This is a genomic window from Roseovarius sp. JB2-10, assembly GCF_055693585.1.
Window position 1 is genome coordinate 2,692,043 of sequence record NZ_CM146337.1, and the last position, 17,802, is coordinate 2,709,844.

16 protein-coding genes, 1 tRNA gene and 1 pseudogene are annotated in these 17,802 nt (G+C 56.2%); 10 read left to right on the forward strand and 8 right to left on the reverse strand.

Going from position 1 to position 17,802, the window contains the following annotated elements; genetic code table 11:
* Position 1 precedes the first annotated feature (1 nt).
* The 6 genes from ACZ1HJ_RS13525 (at position 2) to ACZ1HJ_RS13550 (ending at position 5,927) form a co-directional block, all read left to right on the forward strand.
* Positions 2 to 835, forward strand: a complete 834-nt coding sequence (locus ACZ1HJ_RS13525; RefSeq protein ID WP_472719180.1) for a transporter substrate-binding domain-containing protein — start codon at positions 2 to 4, stop codon at positions 833 to 835.
* A gap of 62 nt (positions 836 to 897) precedes the next feature.
* Positions 898 to 1,644 carry an amino acid ABC transporter permease gene (locus ACZ1HJ_RS13530; RefSeq protein ID WP_472719181.1) on the forward strand — a complete coding sequence of 249 codons (747 nt, stop codon included), beginning with the start codon at positions 898 to 900 and terminating at the stop codon, positions 1,642 to 1,644.
* On the forward strand, positions 1,641 to 2,528 hold the full coding sequence (locus ACZ1HJ_RS13535) for an amino acid ABC transporter permease (RefSeq protein ID WP_472719182.1): 888 nt from the start codon (positions 1,641 to 1,643) through the stop codon (positions 2,526 to 2,528). Before ACZ1HJ_RS13530 ends, ACZ1HJ_RS13535 begins: the two co-directional genes overlap by 4 nt.
* Positions 2,525 to 3,271, forward strand: coding sequence for an amino acid ABC transporter ATP-binding protein (locus ACZ1HJ_RS13540; protein WP_472719183.1), 747 nt, complete (start codon positions 2,525 to 2,527; stop codon positions 3,269 to 3,271). Before ACZ1HJ_RS13535 ends, ACZ1HJ_RS13540 begins: the two co-directional genes overlap by 4 nt.
* A gap of 64 nt (positions 3,272 to 3,335) precedes the next feature.
* Positions 3,336 to 4,946, forward strand: coding sequence for an ABC transporter substrate-binding protein (locus ACZ1HJ_RS13545; protein WP_472719184.1), 1,611 nt, complete (start codon positions 3,336 to 3,338; stop codon positions 4,944 to 4,946).
* Between the two features lie 132 nt (positions 4,947 to 5,078).
* On the forward strand, positions 5,079 to 5,927 hold the full coding sequence (locus ACZ1HJ_RS13550; RefSeq protein WP_472719185.1) for a carbon-nitrogen hydrolase family protein: 849 nt from the start codon (positions 5,079 to 5,081) through the stop codon (positions 5,925 to 5,927).
* 63 nt (positions 5,928 to 5,990) lie between these two features.
* Here the strand turns inward: ACZ1HJ_RS13550 and ACZ1HJ_RS13555 are convergent.
* The 6 genes and pseudogenes from ACZ1HJ_RS13555 to ACZ1HJ_RS13580 all read right to left on the reverse strand — a co-directional run bounded on the left by ACZ1HJ_RS13555 (position 5,991) and on the right by ACZ1HJ_RS13580 (position 10,399).
* Positions 5,991 to 6,492, reverse strand: a pseudogene (locus ACZ1HJ_RS13555) (DUF3299 domain-containing protein).
* Positions 6,493 to 6,509: 17 nt separating this feature from the next.
* The gene (locus tag ACZ1HJ_RS13560; RefSeq protein ID WP_472719186.1) at positions 6,510 to 7,760 is read right to left on the reverse strand and encodes an ABC transporter permease; all 1,251 of its coding nucleotides are present in this window, start codon (positions 7,758 to 7,760) and stop codon (positions 6,510 to 6,512) included.
* Positions 7,757 to 8,458: an ABC transporter ATP-binding protein gene (locus ACZ1HJ_RS13565; RefSeq protein ID WP_472719187.1), complete on the reverse strand. Its 702-nt coding sequence runs from the start codon at positions 8,456 to 8,458 to the stop codon at positions 7,757 to 7,759. The genes ACZ1HJ_RS13560 and ACZ1HJ_RS13565 overlap by 4 nt, the downstream gene beginning before the upstream one ends.
* Positions 8,459 to 8,472: 14 nt before the next feature.
* The gene (zrgA, locus tag ACZ1HJ_RS13570) at positions 8,473 to 9,135 is read right to left on the reverse strand and encodes a zinc uptake protein ZrgA (RefSeq protein WP_472719188.1); all 663 of its coding nucleotides are present in this window, start codon (positions 9,133 to 9,135) and stop codon (positions 8,473 to 8,475) included.
* A 218-nt stretch (positions 9,136 to 9,353) separates the two neighbouring features.
* Positions 9,354 to 9,818, reverse strand: coding sequence for a disulfide bond formation protein B (locus tag ACZ1HJ_RS13575; RefSeq protein WP_472719189.1), 465 nt, complete (start codon positions 9,816 to 9,818; stop codon positions 9,354 to 9,356).
* A gap of 2 nt (positions 9,819 to 9,820) precedes the next feature.
* Positions 9,821 to 10,399, reverse strand: coding sequence for a YqaA family protein (locus ACZ1HJ_RS13580; protein WP_472719190.1), 579 nt, complete (start codon positions 10,397 to 10,399; stop codon positions 9,821 to 9,823).
* A 451-nt stretch (positions 10,400 to 10,850) separates the two neighbouring features.
* Between ACZ1HJ_RS13580 and ACZ1HJ_RS13585 the strand changes: the two genes are divergently transcribed.
* The 3 genes from ACZ1HJ_RS13585 (at position 10,851) to ACZ1HJ_RS13595 (ending at position 13,203) form a co-directional block, all read left to right on the forward strand.
* Positions 10,851 to 12,416 carry a matrixin family metalloprotease gene (locus ACZ1HJ_RS13585; RefSeq protein ID WP_472719191.1) on the forward strand — a complete coding sequence of 522 codons (1,566 nt, stop codon included), beginning with the start codon at positions 10,851 to 10,853 and terminating at the stop codon, positions 12,414 to 12,416.
* Between the two features lie 160 nt (positions 12,417 to 12,576).
* Positions 12,577 to 12,662: transfer RNA gene (locus tag ACZ1HJ_RS13590), tRNA-Leu, on the forward strand.
* Between the two features lie 319 nt (positions 12,663 to 12,981).
* Positions 12,982 to 13,203: a hypothetical protein gene (locus ACZ1HJ_RS13595; protein ID WP_472719192.1), complete on the forward strand. Its 222-nt coding sequence runs from the start codon at positions 12,982 to 12,984 to the stop codon at positions 13,201 to 13,203.
* Between the two features lie 316 nt (positions 13,204 to 13,519).
* Here ACZ1HJ_RS13595 and ACZ1HJ_RS13600 read toward each other — a convergent pair whose 3' ends face one another.
* Positions 13,520 to 14,041: a helix-turn-helix domain-containing protein gene (locus ACZ1HJ_RS13600; protein WP_472719193.1), complete on the reverse strand. Its 522-nt coding sequence runs from the start codon at positions 14,039 to 14,041 to the stop codon at positions 13,520 to 13,522.
* The gene (locus ACZ1HJ_RS13605) at positions 14,038 to 14,379 is read right to left on the reverse strand and encodes a DUF4258 domain-containing protein (RefSeq protein WP_472719194.1); all 342 of its coding nucleotides are present in this window, start codon (positions 14,377 to 14,379) and stop codon (positions 14,038 to 14,040) included. The genes ACZ1HJ_RS13600 and ACZ1HJ_RS13605 overlap by 4 nt, the downstream gene beginning before the upstream one ends.
* 884 nt (positions 14,380 to 15,263) lie before the next feature.
* Between ACZ1HJ_RS13605 and ACZ1HJ_RS13610 the strand changes: the two genes are divergently transcribed.
* A complete protein-coding gene (locus ACZ1HJ_RS13610; protein WP_472719195.1) occupies positions 15,264 to 17,696 on the forward strand; it encodes a Hint domain-containing protein in 2,433 nt (810 codons plus the stop codon).
* Positions 17,697 to 17,802 lie beyond the last annotated feature (106 nt).

The window sequence follows — 17,802 nt, forward strand, 5'->3', positions numbered from 1 at the left end:
TATGAAAAAGATGATTAATTCCACCGTAAGTGGTATCGCGCTTGCGGCGATGGCGGCGGGCAGCGTCAGTGCGCAATGCACCAACGAAGTCTGGAACCGGGTCATGGAGCGCGGCAAGGTCGTGATTGGGGTGAAGGCCGATTACAAACCATGGGGTTTCCGCGATGAGAGCGGTAATCTGGTGGGTATGGAAATCGATATGGCCAATGACGTCGCCGCAAAAATGGGCGTCGACGTAGAGCTGGTGCCCGTCCAGTCCTCGAACCGGATGCAGTTTCTGGAGCAGGGCAAGATCGATATGATGATCGCCACCATGTCTGACCGGGCCGATCGCCGCGAGATCGTGGGTATTCCGGGGCCGAACTATTACACATCAGGTACCAATGTGATGGCGCCCAAGGCGCTCGGCTTCAGCAATTGGGAAGATCTGGGCGGCAAGAAGGTCTGCGGCAAGCAGGGTGCGTTCTATAACCAGATCGTCGAAGAGCGCTACGGCGTTGAAATCGTTGCCTTTACCGGCAATGCCGAGGCCAAGCAGGCGCTGCGCGACAAAAAATGCGTGGCCTGGGTGTATGACGACAGCTCGATTGGGTCTGATTTGAGCTCAGGCAATTGGGATGAGTTCGAAATGCCGCTGAATTCAGAGGATGACAACCCTTGGGGTCTGGCCGTGCCACTGGACGAAGTGAGCTGCGTCTTTGGTCAGTTCATGTCTGGGATGCAGTATAACTGGCATCGCGACGGCACGTTGATTGAGCTTGAGGCGAAATGGGGCATCAAGCCCACCGCCTATCTGGCCAAGGAAAAAGAGCGCTACGGCGACTGGCTCAAGTAAACCGGTGTAGATCAACGCGTCCTCCCGCTTTTGGGGGGACGCAGGCATTCCGGGATACTTGAATGGAAGAGTACTTTCGCGAACTGGCCAGTGAAGCACCGCGCTGGAACTTCATCTGGATGTATGATGACCGTCAGCAGGGCAAGGTTCTGGCCGGCCTGTGGATGACCATCAAGCTCAGCGTCTTGTGCCTGATCTTCTCGGTTGTGATCGGCCTTGTCGGGGCGTGGATGCAGGGCGCGCGCTCAGCCCTCGTTCGGGCCGTGGTGCAGGGCTACATTCAGTTCTTCCGCAACACACCGCCGCTGGTGCAACTGCTGTTTTTCTACTTTGCCTTGGGCCAGTTCACCCCGGTTGTGACAGGTGAAGATGGCTGGACGGTCGAGCCGATCATTTCCAATGTCGGTTGGGCGGTGATTTCCCTGTCGTTTTTTGCCGGGGCGTTCAATGTCGAGATTTTCCGCGCCGGGATCGAAGCGGTGCCGGAATCCACGGTTGAAGCGTCCGAATCCCTGGGCTTTTCGCGGTTGCAAACCTACACGAATGTCGTGCTGCCCCTGGCATTTCGCGTCTGTCTGCCCGCGCTCAACAACAATCTGGTCAATCTGGTCAAAACCACCACACAGGCCTATGCCATCGCGGTGCCTGAACTCTTGTATCATTCCGTGTCGATCTGGAATGACTATCCGTCGGCGCAATATCCCACCATGCTGATGCTCTTTGTCGCCTATATCGTGCTGGTTGCCATCCTCGTCTTCGGGATGAGCCGGTGGGAGCGGAGCATGAAAATACCGGGGTATGGGACATGAAACATATCCCCGGTGTCACCGTACCCGCCCGCAGCAATATGGCCGTGCTCAAACCGTTTGAGACCGAGAAATACGTGCCGGACGGGTATATTTTCACCCGGTGGGTGGCCAACCTGCCTTGGTGGACGCCGTTTGCCGTTTTGATGGTCATGGTGATCTGGCCGCAGATCGCCTATGCGCAAAGCCGCTACAGCACGGCCGAGGCGTTTGATGCGCTCTGGCGCTGGATGCCGTTTCTGGTCAAATCCGGCTTTTTCTTCAACGTGTTGATCTCGCTTCTGGCGATGGCCATCGGCACGGTCGCGGGCGCGGCCCTTGGGCTTGGGCAAATCTCGCTCTATCGTCCGGTGCGCGCCTTTGCGTGGTTTATCACGCAGCTTTTTCGCAATTCGCCCTGGCTGGTGATCCTCTTCATCGTGCTTCTGGCGTTTCCGTTTGAGGTCAAACTATTCGGCACCGTCTTCCGCATTCCTGACTGGATCAAGGGCGTTATCGGGTTGAGCCTGCCGGTGATGGCTAACATATCCGAAGTGGTGCGCGGCGCGGTGCAATCGGTGCCCACGGCGCAGTGGGAAGCGGCCGAGAGCCTGGCCTTCACCCGGCGGCAGGTCCTGTGGCAGATCATTCTGCCGCAATGCTACAAACGCATGCTGCCCCCTTGGATGAACTGGTATGCGATCCTGACCATGGCCACGCCGCTCTGCAGCCTTCTGGGGATTGAGGAGCTGATCACGCTCAGTCGTCAGGCCATGGAATCCGAAGACAACCACCCGGAACTGCTCGTGCCGTTTTTCGGCTTCGCGCTCGTTCTTTTCTTTGCCTATTGCTATCCCATTGCTCGCCTGACCATCCGGCTGGAGCGTAAATTCGCGGTGAAACTATGACCTGGACTGATGATCAACCTATTGTCTCGCTCAAGGAGGTGCGCAAGTCCTTCGGCGATCTCGAAGTGCTCAAGGGCGTGTCGCTGGATGTGATGAAGGGCGAGGTGATCTGCATCATCGGGCCGTCCGGTTCGGGCAAATCAACGCTCATTCGCTGCATCAATGCGCTCAACGACATTCAAGGCGGATCGATCACGGTGGAAGGGCAGGAAGTCCACACGCCTGACCTCGATAAGCTGGAGTTGCGCAAGAAGGTCGGCATGGTCTTTCAGCAATATAACCTCTTCCCCCATAAAACGGCGCTGGAAAACGTGATGATGGCGCCGGTCAAAGTGCTGCGCGAAAACAAGGCAGATGTCGAAGCCCGTGCCCGCGCGTTGATCAAAAAGGTGCGGCTGGACGGCAAGGAAGACAGCTATCCCGGTGAGCTGTCCGGCGGGCAGCAACAGCGCGTGGCGATTGCACGGTCACTGGCGATGAACCCCGACGTGATGCTCTTTGACGAAGTGACCGCGGCACTTGATCCTGAAACAGTCAAAGAAGTGCTGGTCACAATCAAAGATTTGGCAGCGGAGGGAATGACATGTATCCTCGTCACACACGAAATGGGATTTGCGCGCGAAGTTGCAGACCACATTTACTTTACGGACCGCGGCGTGATCGTTGAACATGGCCCTCCAGCCACGTTTTTCTCTGAAGCCAGCGACCCACGCACTCAGGAGTTCCTGAGCCAGATACTTTGAAGACCGCGCCGCAAATGGCGCACCCACGACCAAGACCAATAACAATAATCTCAAGGGAGAGACTATGACACCGAAAATGGACCAAATGCTTATAGACCGGTTGGCGGATGCCGCCCGTGAGGGGAAGATCTCACGTCGGTCTTTCATGAACCATTCCGTAGCGGCTGGCATGACCGCATCCGCGGCCACCGGCCTTTGGGGGACGGCCGCCAAAGCTGAACCGAAACGCGGCGGTACATTCCGCATCGCGCAGCATGATGGCAACACAGGCGATCAGCACAACCCGGCGAACTACGTCTCATTTGCCGATATTGCGCTGGCCCATACGTTCCGCGCTTACCTGACCATGATCAACCCGGACCAGACCCTGGGCCCGGATGTTGCCTCCGAATGGTCAGCCACACCGGATGCCACCGAATGGACCTTCAAGATCAACGAGAATGCGACCTTCCATTCCGGCGGCAAGGTGACGGCCACGGATGTGATCGCGTCGATCAACCACCACCGTGGCGAAGGCAACCCCTCTGCGGCGGCGGCCCTGCTCGCGGGTGTCGTTGATCTTGTGGACAACGGCGACAACTCGGTCACGTTCAAACTGGATGCGCCAAATGCGGACATGCCTTGGATCATGCCGGATTATCACCTGCCCATTCTGCCGGCCAATGCCGATGGCACGTTGAACTGGGAATCGGCGGATGGCTGTGGCCCTTACGTTCTCAAGGAATTCGAGCCCGGCGTGCGGGCCTATCTCGAGCGCCATGATGGCTGGCATGGTGAGGGGGCGTATTTCGATGCGGTTGAATTCCTCATCATCAACGATCCAAACGCGCGTCAGACCGCTCTTGTGACCGGCGATGTGGATGCCTGTAGCCTGTTGGAAAACAAAACGCTCAGCCTGCTGGCGCGTGACCCCAATGTGGAAGTTGACAACGTACCGTCGGCCTCCTGCATCACGCTTCCGATGCACACCAACAAGGCGCCGTTCGATAACCCCGATGTTCGCATGGCCTTGAAGCTGGCGATGAACCGCCAGGAGATTGTGGACAAGATCGCCTTTGGTGCCGCAACCATTGGTAATGACTTCCACCATTCGGCAGCGATGCCGTATTTCCCGGATGATATCCCGCAACGTGAATACGATCCGGATCAGGCCCGTGCCTTGTGGAAGAAGGCTGGCATGGAAGGTCAGACCATCGACATTTCCACAGCGGATTCGATTACCACGGGTGCGGTCGACATGCTGGTGCTCTATGCGGCCCACGCCAAGGAAGCGGGGATCAACCTCAATCCGATCCGGGAGCCGAACGATGGCTATTGGTCGGATGTCTGGCTGAAAAAACCGTGGATGATGTCGAACTGGGGGGCACGGCCAACGCCGGACGTCATGTACACACTGACCTATAAATCAGGTGCGCCGTGGAACGAGACCTTCTGGGAGAATGACCGTTTCAATGAACTTCTGGTGATGGGCAAAGGCGAGCTGGATGACGTCAAACGCGCCGAAATCTACCGCGAAATGGGTATGATCCTGCGCGACGATGGCGGGGCTGTCATCCCGTACTTCCCGAACTTCGTCTATGGTCGCCGCAAGAACGTGAAGCATATCGGCCAATTGGCAGCCAGCTGGCATATGGATGGCGGTCGTGCCGCCAGCCGTTGGTGGTTCGAGGGCTAAGGCCTTTCGCACTTGGAATTGTACGTTTCGTACAAAGCCTGAAACACCCTGGCGGGGAATTTTCCCTTCTCGCCAGGGTATTTTTTGTAAGATGAGCTGTTGCCATTCCCGCATCCAAGGTTGGAATTTCACATGACGTCCACCGCGCGCGCACCTCAAAATCTGACCATGCTCGCGTGCCAGATCAGCATCCCACCGATGACCACCGCGACGGAACGGGATGCCCATCTGAACAGGTCGGCGAACGACGTGTCAGCCCGGCTTGAGGCCTCACAGGGTACCATTGACCTTGTTGTTCTGCCTGAGCTGTCAAGCATTGACTACGCGCGCGAAACCTTTGCCGCGCTGTCCGATCTGGCGGAGCCACTGGACGGTCCGTCTTTTCAGGTATGGCGCGAGGTGGCGCGGGCGCATGCGGTTCACATCATTTATGGTTTTGCGCGCAAGGGCGCTGACGGCTTTTACATCACAATGGCCGTCATCGGACCGGACGGGACGCTGATCGGGCATTACGACAAACTCCACCTGGCCCAATATGGCGCGTCGATGGAGAAGGAATATTTCAAACGCGGGGGCCACTTGTGTGTTTTTGAGATCAAGGGTTTTCGGCTGTCGCCGATCATTTGCTATGACATTCGCATCCCGGAACTGGCGCGCAGTTTGGTCATCGACAAGGGCGTTGATGTGATCCTGCATTGCGGTGCCTATTATCGCGATGAAAGCTTCAAGACATGGCATCCCTTTGCGATCACCCGCGCGATGGAGAGCCAGATCTTTCTGTTATCGCTGAACCGGGCCGGAGAGAACTATGGCGGCTCGCTCTTTTGCCCGCCGTGGCAGGACGAAGAAACGCCGCCGCTGGCCTTCGCGGAAACAGGTGAAGAGTTTCGGACCATCACGGTGGAGCGCGACACGCTGGATCAGGTTCGGACCGAGTATACGTTTCTCAAGGACCGGTTGGACACGTACCGGTTTGAATGATGCAGAGCGCGCGGCGGGTTGTGACGGCCTTAGACGCCGCCCGCTGCTCCCGGTGCCGCGGATTTACCAGACATAGACTTCCATCGCGTCGGCCTTCAACGCATAGCCGATATCAGCCAAGTTTGTGGATTGGATTTCGTGATGCATTCGGCCCGTCACCCAAACGGCTTCCCACAGATCATCGCCAGGCCATGGGGTTTTGGTCGTAACGAACACCAGCTGGTTGGGCGGAGGAGGGGGTGTGGATGCAGGCCCCTACATAGGGCACGAGAATAAAAGTGGTCACGCCGGCGGTCGACAGATCGATCGGGATGATGAAGCCAGGCATCTTGATATACGCACCATCCAGCGACGGATTGAGCTTGGTGGCGTTTTCGTCAAAGATCGGCCGCCAGAAATCATTGGCTTCGTCTATTTCGCCTTCACCGATGATTTCGGAATAGGGCACGCCGGGTGGGATCAGGTCATCCCACGTGATTTCCTTGGCTCTTTTCGCAAAGGCCGCCTGTGGCTGGGCGACGCTGGCCGCAGCCATGGCAATCAAGTGACGGCGTGACAGATGCATCGTCTTAACCCTCTCAGTCAAATCCGCACCATCATACCATCGGCAAGCGACATTCGGTAGGCCCTCAGTGCCGGAACCATGCTCACAATTGCGCCAGCAGCCACCACGCCGCAGAGCACCAGACCTTCGCGCATCGTCGGCGCCTCAATGGGCAGCCAGAGGCCAAAGGCGCTGTCAATCAGCGGCTGGCCGATGAACAGCCCCAAATAGAGCAGCATAAGCCCAAGGGCGGCCCCAAGCGCGGCCATCACGACCGCCTCAAGCACCAGCAGGCCCAGAATGTCCCGTGGCCGCGCCCCCATGGCCCGGAAGATCGCCATTTCGCGGCGCCGTTCGTTGAGGCTGGAAAAGATCGTGGCCATCATGCCGATCAGGGCGGTGATCACCACCATCGCCGACACGCCGATCAGGGCGGTTTCGGCAATCCCGACAATCTGCCACAACTCCTGAAGGGCTACGCCCGGCAGGATCGCCAGAAGCGGCTCTTGCGTGTATTCGTTTATGGCCCGCTGCAACCCGAAGACCTTCAGGCGGCTTTTGGCCCCGATCAGCGCGGCGGTGATCGCCTGCGGTTCGAGTTCCATCTGCCGGATCACATCGGCGGGCGTGTTTTGACCGGGGATTTTCGCCCCGCTTTTCCAATCGACATGGATCGCCTCGATCGCCTCAAGGCTGACAATGACCGTGCGGTCCACAGGGGTGCCGGTCTTTTCCAGAATGCCGGACACGCGAAACGGCTGATCGTCATGTTCGGTAAACGAGGCCAGCCCGTGCGCGACCACAATCGGATCGCCAATAGAATAGCCAAGCGTTGCCGCGACATCCGCCCCGATGACCGTATCGAACAGATCAGACATCAGGACCCCGTCGCCCAGGGCCAGCGACTGGCCGGCACGGTACTTGTAACGCTCAAAGAACGCGGCTGTCGTGCCCATCACCCGGAATTGCCGGTGACTGTCGCCCAGAGAAATGGGCACGATCCAATCCACATCGGGGCGGGCGGCAATGTCCTGATAGCTTTGCCAGGTCAGGTTGTTGGTGGCGTTTCCGATCCGAAAAACGGAATAGAGCAGCAACTGCACGGACCCCGACCGCGCCCCGACGATCAGATCGGTGCCCGATATCGTATCGGCAAAGCTGGCCTTTGCGCCGGTGCGCACCTTTTCAACGCCCAGAAAGAGTGCAACCGAAAGGGCAATCGCCAGGATCGTCATGCCCACGGTCAATGCGCGGGCCATCAAAGACGCAAAGGCAAGGCGCAGGATCATGCCGCGTCCCGCCCGGTTTTGGCGATGTCAGCCATCTGCAGAACCCGGTCGAACTGATCAGAAAGGCGCGCGTCATGGCTTACCATCAATAGCGCGGTGCCGTGGGCACGTGACTGGGCAAAAAGCATTTCCAGAAATGCCGCTTGCGTGGCCGCATCTAGAGAGGAGGTCGGCTCATCGGCGATGATCAACGGGGGCGTGCCAATCAGTGCCCGGGCCGCCGCAACCCGTTGCTGTTGCCCCACGCTCAGTGTTCCGGCACGCGCGGCCGTTGCCCCATCCGGCAGACCCAGTTCCTGACAGAGCCGTTCAGGCTCGGCGGCGACATTTTCAACACGGGTCCGCCGGTCGGGGGCGAACTGCAAGGGCAGCAGGATATTGTCCCGGACGCTGGCATAGGGCAGCAGATTGAACTGCTGAAAAATCAGACCGATCTGCTCGGCACGGAACCGGTCCCGCTGGCCCGCGGTCAGGGATGCGATGTCGGCCCCTGCCACCGTGACAGCGCCGGATTGCGCCAGAATGGTGCCGCAGATCAGCGAAAGAAGCGTTGATTTGCCCGAGCCGCTTTCACCAAGCAACAACACGGTTTCAGATGGGTTCAACGAAAGCTCCGGGACGTGCAACCCGAAGGCCGATTTGCCCGGCCATCGGTATCGAACGTCCTTGAGGTGCAGGATCGGAGAGAGGTCTTTCAATGAGACGGTCAGACCTAGAACATGCCGCGCAGATCGAGCGTTGGTGCCTCGCGCGGTACCTCAAAAGCTGAGGCCCCGGCATCGGACAGGACCTGCACTTCAAGCTCCAGCGCATTTGGAAACGCGTCGAAATAGGCGAATGTGATTTCGGATATGGCGGCAGGATCAGCGCATGTCAGCAGATATTCGGCATGAAACTCTGTGTGGCTGGCCTCAGCGGCGTGATCGTCGTGATCCTCAGCTGCATGTTCTTCGTGCGCGTGCTCTTCATGCCCGTGGTCGTCTTCGTGGTCATGCTTGTCGCCATGCGCATCCGTCGCGTGGTCGTCCGCGTGCTCCTCGCCATGGTCATGATGGTCGTCTTCGCTTTCCAACGCGGCACTCGCTTGAACAACGCTGCACCCTGCCGCATCGGCCAGCACAAACAAATCCAGTGGCCGGGCCAGCGTTGCCACGGCGGCGTCAACGGCGGCGCGATCTTCGGCTGTCTCCGCGGCATATTCGAACCCGACAATATCCGCGCCGGGCACATGCAGTTCCATCGCGATCTCCCCGCCATCAAACGCGATGTCGAAATGGCCCTTGCCATGTTCATGGGCGTCAAGCTGGCGGGCTTCCTCGGCGGCCAGTGGCGTGGCGGCTGTCAGAGCGAGGGTCAGGAGAGGAAGAATTTTCATGATGATATCCTGTTGGTTATCGGGATGGAAAGGACGGCCTGCGATCCGGATGCTGCTGTAATGAGTTTACGGTATGCCCGGCCGAAGAAAAAGTTGATTATCAATTTGATGTGCCCGCGCCGCGCACGGATGTCGCCATTCGAATAAAAGAATATGTTGCGCCGCAATCAATCCCGCGTTTCTGCAGATCAGCAGAGGACCGCCGATGCCAGCCTGGCTTACACGGTGGCCTTTGCGGCCTTTACCCAGAAGACCACCAATACAAGGGCAATCACCGCATTCCATCCCGCCATCGACAGGCCAAACATCTGCCATGGAATTTCGTCGCATCGCACAAGCGGGGCCGCCATGATCTGATCCATCAATTCTTCGGCTGAGAGGTTGGAAATGTCGGATGAGCTGCAGGATGCCGGGCCTTCCCAATACCCACGCTCGACCCCGGAATGGTAAATTCCGATGGCGGCGGTTGTTGCAGCGGCGGCAGCACCCAACAGGGCCAGCAAACGGTGCGGCACAAAAAACGCAATGATCCCGATGGCGATTGCGGCCACATGGGGCCATCTTTGCCAGATGCATAATTTACACGGCGGCATGCCCCCCAAATGCTGAAAGGCAAATGCGCCCAGCATCAGCAGCACAGAGCCACCGGCGGCCAGGACTGTCCAACGCTGTGCAGCCGTCATGATCACAGATGCCTCACCAAATAGAATCCGCCAAACAACAAGACCACAAAGATCACCGTCATCAAGCCCAAACGCTTTTCGATGAAGTCACGAATAGGTGCGCCGAATTTCCACAACAACGCGGCCACAAGGAAAAACCGCAGGCCCCGTGCGATGATCGACGTGATGATGAAGGTCGAGAGCGGCATTGCCGTCCAGCCCGACATGATGGTGATGACCTTATAGGGAAACGGCGTGATCCCTGCGGTCAGCACGGCCCAGAACCCGAAATCGTTGAACCGGGTGCTGAATTCGCCCATCGCATCGCCTTTGCCGAGGCTTTGCAGTATGGGTTGTCCGATCTGTTCATAGGCCAGTGCGCCAATTGCATAGCCCAGTATACCTCCGAGAACCGAGGCCACCATCGCCACCCCGGCGATCAGCCACGCACGGTTCGGGCGTGCCAGGATCATCGGGATCATCAGAACATCCGGCGGGATCGGAAAGACCGAGCTTTCAACAAAAGCAACCAGCGCCAAAACCCAAAGCGCACGCGGATGGTCGGCCATCCGAATGGTCCAGTCATATAGTGCACGGATCATCGCGTGAGAGCCTTAGAAATTTCCATGCTGCCTCAGACCATGCAGGGCTGAGCGGGTCAAGCCCCGGAGGATACTCCAGCCGCAAATCGCAACCCAGGTGATGCGTGAACGGAGGTGCAAACTGCCGTCGCCACCGCCGGAGGCAAAGTCACATCGGGCAGACCGATAAGTTTTTAAGCATTAGATACCTTTGCGGGCAACGCCAAGGTCATATGGTTTTCAGATCCACGTGAATTCCAATCTCTAAACGCAGCGGGTGAAATGCTTTTTCAAGCGCGGCTGATGCATAAAAACCCGCGATTCAAACCGCGGATGCAGGCGTCTTTTAGCTTTGCAATATCGCCCGATAGGCGGAAGACCGCCACCACCTGAGAGCCGTTTAGAATTTGAGAACACCTGTCTGGCTAAGTCTGTGGACCACTCAAAAAATTCATCGAGGATAGCAGACATTATGCCCAACATTGTTGGAACGAAATGGGGTAACCCGACACTCGGCACACCCGGCGGCACAGTAACGTGGAGTATTGCAGGCGCCGGTGTGGATATCAGCAGGTTTAACACCTCAACCACCACATCCGTCAGCGGCGACAGCTTTCTGACATTTGACTACGCTCAGTCCATTGCGAACATGTTCGCGGAATGGTCACAGCACGGGGACATTGAATTCGAACAGGTGCCCGATGGCGGCGGGGCGGCTGGCGTGGGGTACAATGCCGACATCCGCCTCTTTTTCGGTGAAATCCCCGGCGGCACCGCTGGATATGCGTTTTATCCGTCGATCTACGGCGGTGCTATTGGCGGCGACATCATGATCGATACGCTTGCCAAATTTAACACCAAGATCTGGTTGTTCGAAGCGGTTGTGTTGCACGAAATTGGCCATGCCTTGGGGCTGGGTCATGTCGACAGCAACAGTGTCATGACCCCTGTTGTGGGCACTGACGGGCTGCAACCGGATGACATTGAGGGCATCATCGGCATCTACGGCGCGCAGGATGATTGGCCTGTGGATGATCCGGACGATCCAGGTGGCAGTGCGGGTGATGATGGTGGTAACACCAATGGCGACCCAAGCCTGACGGGCGATGCCTTTGCCAACAAAATCTACGGCACAGGCGCCGCTGACATGATCGAGGGTCTGGGCGGGCGCGACACGATTTACGGTGAATCCGGCGACGACCTGATCAAAGGCGGTGAGGACAAGGACCGGTTGGTCGGTGGTGCCGGGCGCGACACGATTGATGGCGGGACGGGCAATGACTTCCTCAAGGGCGGCAATGACGCGGATGTGTTTGCCTTTGTCGATGGTCACGGCAGTGACACCATTCGGGATTTCGGGGATGGCGCGGATCTGATTGACATGGCCGGCGTGTCCACGCTGTCTGATTATTCCGACGTGGTTGCCGGTGCGTCGCAGCAAGGTGACAACGTTCTGATCGACACAGGCAGTGGCGCGATCCTTCTGCAGAATTTCGATCTGGCCTCGCTTGGATCGGATGATTTCCTCTTCGGGGATGAGCAGCAGGATGAACATGATCACGACCATGATCATGATCACGACCATGATGACGTCACCCATGAGGGCGATGACACGGCCAATATGCTTATCGGTACGGCGGATGCGGATGTGATGCATGCCAATGAAGGGCGTGACACGCTGAAGGGCCTTGCGGGCGACGATGTATTGGAAGGTGACGCGGACAATGACAGGATGCTCGGTGGTGCCGGCGACGACACGCTTGAAGGCGGCGCAGGTGATGACTTCCTCAAGGGCGGTCAGAACGCCGATACGTTTGTCTTTGCGGATGGCCACGGCAATGACACTGTGCGCGATTTCAAAGTGACAGAAGATCGGATTGATCTGAGTGATCTGACGACCGTCACAGATTTTGCAGATGTCATGAATGTCGCCAGCCAAAATGGCGGGAACGTCGTGATCGATACGGGCGGCGGCAACAGCATCCTGCTGCAATCCGTGAGCATTGCGGCACTTGCGGCAGATGATTTCATTTTCTGATCACAGCTAAAAGTATCGGCCTGGATCGCAAAGTCTGGGCTGTTTCACCAGTTGGAGCCGCCGAACACGTCGGTTCCCTTTTCAAAAATCCGCGTGAAAACAAAAAACCACGTCTTGGCTCTGGACGTGGCCTACGGGCTTCGCTAGAGCTATCCGGCGTGCCCAAGTGGCGGAATGGTAGACGCAGGGGATTCAAAATCCCCCGCCTTAACGGGCGTGCCGGTTCGAGTCCGGCCTTGGGTACCAATGACTTAACTCATTTCCGCAGATCGTCCGTTAGTCACCCGTTAGTCAGGGTGTTAGTCGTTCGTTGTTTGGCGTTGGTATGTCGGTGCTAGACCGGCAGCAAACCTAAAGTAAGATCAGCTGAGTGGAACGATAGCTGAAAGACGTTGATTTGTAGAGAAATCCAATCAATGATGTCGCCGCAGTACTGTTGGCCATAAAGCAGATCAACTAAGGTGATCAAAACGACGTTCTATTTATTCAAAAGAGTCTAAGAACTGTAACCCTGTTTCTTGGACGCGATACCAGCGTTCGAGATTCAATATATCAGGGAAAGACAATGGTTAAAAAATTGATAGAGATGACTGATGAAGAGTTAGCTGCAGTTGGAGGCATGCCAGGGTCAATTGAGGACTACCAGCGGACGATGGAATTCCGTCGACGCGAATTGGATGTTCAGCGCGAAGTCGCGAATGCACAGATTTCCGCAGCTCGATCTGTTAAGTGGTCTGTTTTAGTTGCGTGTATTTCGGTCGTTGTCACCGCGATCAGTCTCATTTAACTCAAAAGAGAGGGACAACCGATTTTCTGGCACATTTGTTTTTACAACGGGACTGTTCTGGCGAAAGATTCTAAGTCTCAAACTCACTTTTTGGACGATGCAAAGCTATTCGGTACTTATGATGAAGCTTTTGCGTACTTATCCTCTGAGGAAGTTAAGAGAATTTGCGTGAATGATCCTGAGCCTCCATCGGTAGGAAAGCACAAAAAATAGAATTGGTGGACGTGGTTTCCGAATGCGTTGGCAAAAAAAAACTCCACCGAAGTGGAGTTACATATTGAGTTTAAAAGCGTCCAACTCACTCTGCGCTAATTCATTACCGCGTCGATGAGAGAGATCTGGGTTCCATATTTTTCCAATGCATCTGAGCCCGGCTAAACACCAGGTTCTCAGAAGCCTTCTCTTCAGCTTGATAAAGATCGATAATCACACTCATGATTTCCGCTTGTTGGTCGGGGAAAAGGTGAGTCACATATAGTGCTCGCAACATCCTATCCGCGGGTCCTGTCACGTCCGTGTGCTCTTCTTTCTCGTAGCGTGCCACCATTTGAGAAGACACACCAATCTCGTTTGCCAGTTCAACCTGGGTCTTGTTCATTTGTTCACGCAAAAAGCGAACTTCCCTGTGCGACAAATGGACTCTATTCAGCACGATTTCCAATCCTATGACCTTGTGTAGGTCATCGGCTTCCTCAATCACGATACTTTTCCCATAGCCGTCATCTACGACTTGGAAGCCGTCACAAAGGTATACATTGTCCACACCACACGCCTTGTAGTGGTATGGCTCTATCGCTCCCTGCTGCTCGCCCCTGCAAAAAGACAATATCTCAGTCATTTCAGGTCATCCCACATAGCTGTAATTACAGTCAATCTTCCTCCACTCGAAACGATTGCACAGATTGTACTTGCTGAACGAGTGGAATTGACAATTTTGCTCACGCGCACAATTTCGTTTCCCCTTTCATCTGTACGCTCATACTTTACTTCTCCGGTTCTGAGAATTTTTAGCACTGTATCGTAGCTAATATTTCTCTCGTACATTCGGTCTTCTGCATGATCTGTGATCGCGATATTGGATGTGTCCAATGCCAACTTGTGCACAAGATCAGAACAGCGTTGATCCAGCAGTCTATTAGATATCTTCTCCGGGTCTGCCAAATCATGACCTATCATTATGATAGTTTGTAAATATGTCTTTAATTGGGCCGGAGTCAATGATGTAAGCAAAAACGTGCTTCAAAATGCGATAAAGCGTGAGCGTTGTTGAATAACACCCCCCTTGATTTCAAACACTTTTCCCACGTTTCAAAATCCCCCGCCTTAACGGGCGTGCCGGTTCGAGTCCGGCCTTGGGTACCAATACCTTCCATTCCCAAAACACATCTTCGATTCGGGATTGTTCAACTGATTGTTTCCAGATCGGATACAATCGGGCGTTGAATGTGCAATTCAGGTCATTTTGAAAACGGCACCTGATCGATTGCGGCAAAAATGCGCCGTCCGCGCTGCGGCGAATTGGCCCCATTTTTTATAGGCCATAATGGCTACCCGGCAATATTCTTTGGGTTGTGCCTGTTAATAAAAGTTAAGCAAAAATAGCTTGTTAAATGCGTTTCTTCGACCTACGGAGGAGGCGTCAAATAAACTTAAGGTTGTTCTCAAGTGCCTCAATTCGTTGCCGAAACGGTATCTCCCCGCGGAGATAGGAACAAATTTCAGACAAATTTCGCTTTTTTGGAAACGTCGCTTTGCTACAACGAGCAAGCCCTACTGGGGGGCAGTATTTGTTGGTTGCGGGGGCGACCGCACAAGACGCGCATCAGCAAAGATGCGGGAGTCGTGCGATTGCCACGGTTGCGAGTGCAACATGTGGGAAAAGCCAGACCGCGAGACTTTATATCGCGGCAGGGTTCGCCAAGGTTCGGTGGACCAACTCCCGACGGAAATCTGAGGTTGATGCAGTTGGCCTATGCCCGATGGTGTCGGGGTGGGTCCAGGTAAATGGTTTTTGCGATTTGGCTCGTCGACATCGGCCAAGCGCAATGTAGGAGAAGACAATGTCGCATAATTTCGACGGCCCTTTTGCGTCAAATTTGATAGGCTTGTGGGACTTCCTTGGAAGTGGCCCTACCGACGACACCGGTCTTGCCGATGGCGTCGCACAAAACGGGTTTACACAAGGCGATGCGTTCATTTCCGGAGATGCGCTGCACACCAACGGTTGCGGGATTTTCGAAGTTCGCGGCGGGGATGAAACGCCGTTCAACCTCGCACAGGGCACATTGGCCGTCGAATTCACACAGGACCGTCATATCGGCTCGTCGCCCGACACAATCGTAAACCGGGGCGAACGGGCGGATCGGGACGATGAGGGCTGGTTCGAAATCAGCGTCACCAAGGATGGTGCCGTACAAGTTTCGCATTTCGACAATGGCGAAGATGCCAAACTGACAACGGGGCCGGGCTTTTTCGAGACCGGTGATACCGTTCTGGCCACATACTCCTGGTCGCCGGAAGGGGGGCTGACCTTCCACGTCGAAAACCTGACGCAGGAAACAGACGTGACCATCACCGCCGACAATCCGGGTCTGACCATGGATGTCACGGATAATGACGACGAAAGCTGGACCTTTGCCGCGCGCGAAGTGGATGACGGCCGCATCGGCAATTTCTTTGATGGATCGATCGATTACGTGGCTCTCTACGAGATCGATATCCTGAACGGCGCCGGATTGGACCCGGTGGCCAATGACGACACCGCAGATGTGGATGAAGACAACAGCATCATCATTGATGTCTTGATCAATGACGATGATGCGGGCGAGCCGCTGCAAGTGAGCGAGGCCAGTGACGGCGAGAACGGCACGACCACGATCAATCCCGACGGCACTGTGACCTACACGCCTGATCCGGATTTCAATGGCACGGACACCTTTACCTATACCGTCACAGACGGGCAGGGCCGCACCGATACGGCCAGTGTGACGGTCACGGTTGATCCGGTGAATGATGCACCCGTTGCAACGAATGATGACGCGGATGCCGGGTTTCAAACGGCGACGGTCATCGATGTTCTGGGCAATGACGAGGATGTGGACGGGGATCCGCTTGAGGTGACCGACGTTGCCGATGGTGACAACGGCACCACCACGATCAATCCCGACGGCACAATCAGTTACACGCCCAACCCGGGATTTTCCGGGACGGATACGTTCAGCTACACGGTCAGCGATGGAGAGGGGGGCAGTGATACCGCGACGGTCACCGTGACGGTTGGCGATGACATGCGCGACGGTATCGTTGAGGGCACCGGAGATGATGACCTGATCGACACGGATTACGATGATGATCCCGATGGCGATTTCATCGACAATAACGATGCCATCTTGCCCGGTCAGGCGCCGAATGACGATATCGTTCTGGCCGGTGACGGCGATGATACCGTGGTGGCGGGCTTGGGTGATGACCTGATCCGTGGCGAAGACGGTGCCGACAATTTGATGGGTGGCGACGGCGATGACACCATCGAGGGCGGTCTGGATGATGATCTGATCCAGGGCGGCGCTGACGATGACGTGCTGGATGGTGGCGAGGGTGATGACACGCTGACCGGTGGCGTTGGCAATGATTTCCTATCCGGCGGTGCGGGTGAAGATGACCTGATCGGTGGCGCGGATCGCGACACGTTCACAGGCATCACGGCGGGCGATATCGTGGACGGCAACGAGGCCGGTGATGATTTTGACACGCTGGATCTGACCGGCGCGGCCGAGGCCGCAAGCCCCGGTGGCAGCCTGTCGGTGACCTTCATTTCACCGGATCAGGAAGACGGTTTTGTCGAATTTCTGGATGCCGATGGCAACCTCACCGGCACAATGCAATTCGCCAATATCGAAAATGTTATTCCCTGTTTCACACCCGGCACGGTGATTGCCACACCGCGCGGTGAGCGGTTGGTGCAGGAGTTGCAGATCGGCGACCGGATCATCACGCGGGACAACGGTTTGCAGGAAATTCGGTGGATCGGGAAACGCGATCTGACCGGGGCGGAGCTGCAACATGCGCCGCATCTCAAACCGGTTTTGATCCGGGCGGGATCGCTTGGGCATGATTTGCCGGAACGAGATCTGCTTGTCAGTCCGCAGCATCGCGTACTGGTCAACAACGACAAGACGGCGCTCTATTTTGAAGAGCGCGAGGTGTTGGCCTCAGCCAAGCATTTGACGGGTATGGACGGTGTCAGTCGCGTTGAAACGCCCGGCCTGTCCTACATCCATTTCATGTTCGACCAACATGAGGTGGTGCTGTCAAACGGCTCCTGGACTGAAAGTTTTCAACCCGGTTGTCAGGTGCTGGATGGCATGGGCAGCGAACAGCGCGACGAGATTTTTGACCTGTTTCCTGATCTGCGCACGCAAGAGGGGTTGCGGACCTATCAGGCCGCGCGCAAGGCGTTGAAGAAACACGAGGTGCGGCTTCTGGTCGAATAATGGAACATGCAGCGGCCGTCCCGTGCACGGGAGGGTCATCGAAGTCGGACGGTGGGGGCTGCCCCGATTTCAACGTGAACAATCCCGGTCATTGGCCGGGATTGTT

Coding starts and splice junctions, on each gene's coding strand:
- ACZ1HJ_RS13525 (WP_472719180.1), top strand. CDS start 2: ATGAAAAAGATGATTAATTCCACCGTAAGTGGTATCGCGCTTGCGGCG.
- ACZ1HJ_RS13530 (WP_472719181.1), top strand. CDS start 898: ATGGAAGAGTACTTTCGCGAACTGGCCAGTGAAGCACCGCGCTGGAAC.
- ACZ1HJ_RS13535 (WP_472719182.1), top strand. CDS start 1,641: ATGAAACATATCCCCGGTGTCACCGTACCCGCCCGCAGCAATATGGCC.
- ACZ1HJ_RS13540 (WP_472719183.1), top strand. CDS start 2,525: ATGACCTGGACTGATGATCAACCTATTGTCTCGCTCAAGGAGGTGCGC.
- ACZ1HJ_RS13545 (WP_472719184.1), top strand. CDS start 3,336: ATGACACCGAAAATGGACCAAATGCTTATAGACCGGTTGGCGGATGCC.
- ACZ1HJ_RS13550 (WP_472719185.1), top strand. CDS start 5,079: ATGACGTCCACCGCGCGCGCACCTCAAAATCTGACCATGCTCGCGTGC.
- ACZ1HJ_RS13560 (WP_472719186.1), bottom strand. CDS start 7,760: ATGATCCTGCGCCTTGCCTTTGCGTCTTTGATGGCCCGCGCATTGACC.
- zrgA (WP_472719188.1), bottom strand. CDS start 9,135: ATGAAAATTCTTCCTCTCCTGACCCTCGCTCTGACAGCCGCCACGCCA.
- ACZ1HJ_RS13575 (WP_472719189.1), bottom strand. CDS start 9,818: ATGACGGCTGCACAGCGTTGGACAGTCCTGGCCGCCGGTGGCTCTGTG.
- ACZ1HJ_RS13580 (WP_472719190.1), bottom strand. CDS start 10,399: ATGATCCGTGCACTATATGACTGGACCATTCGGATGGCCGACCATCCG.
- ACZ1HJ_RS13585 (WP_472719191.1), top strand. CDS start 10,851: ATGCCCAACATTGTTGGAACGAAATGGGGTAACCCGACACTCGGCACA.
- ACZ1HJ_RS13595 (WP_472719192.1), top strand. CDS start 12,982: ATGGTTAAAAAATTGATAGAGATGACTGATGAAGAGTTAGCTGCAGTT.
- ACZ1HJ_RS13600 (WP_472719193.1), bottom strand. CDS start 14,041: ATGACTGAGATATTGTCTTTTTGCAGGGGCGAGCAGCAGGGAGCGATA.
- ACZ1HJ_RS13605 (WP_472719194.1), bottom strand. CDS start 14,379: ATGATAGGTCATGATTTGGCAGACCCGGAGAAGATATCTAATAGACTG.
- ACZ1HJ_RS13610 (WP_472719195.1), top strand. CDS start 15,264: ATGTCGCATAATTTCGACGGCCCTTTTGCGTCAAATTTGATAGGCTTG.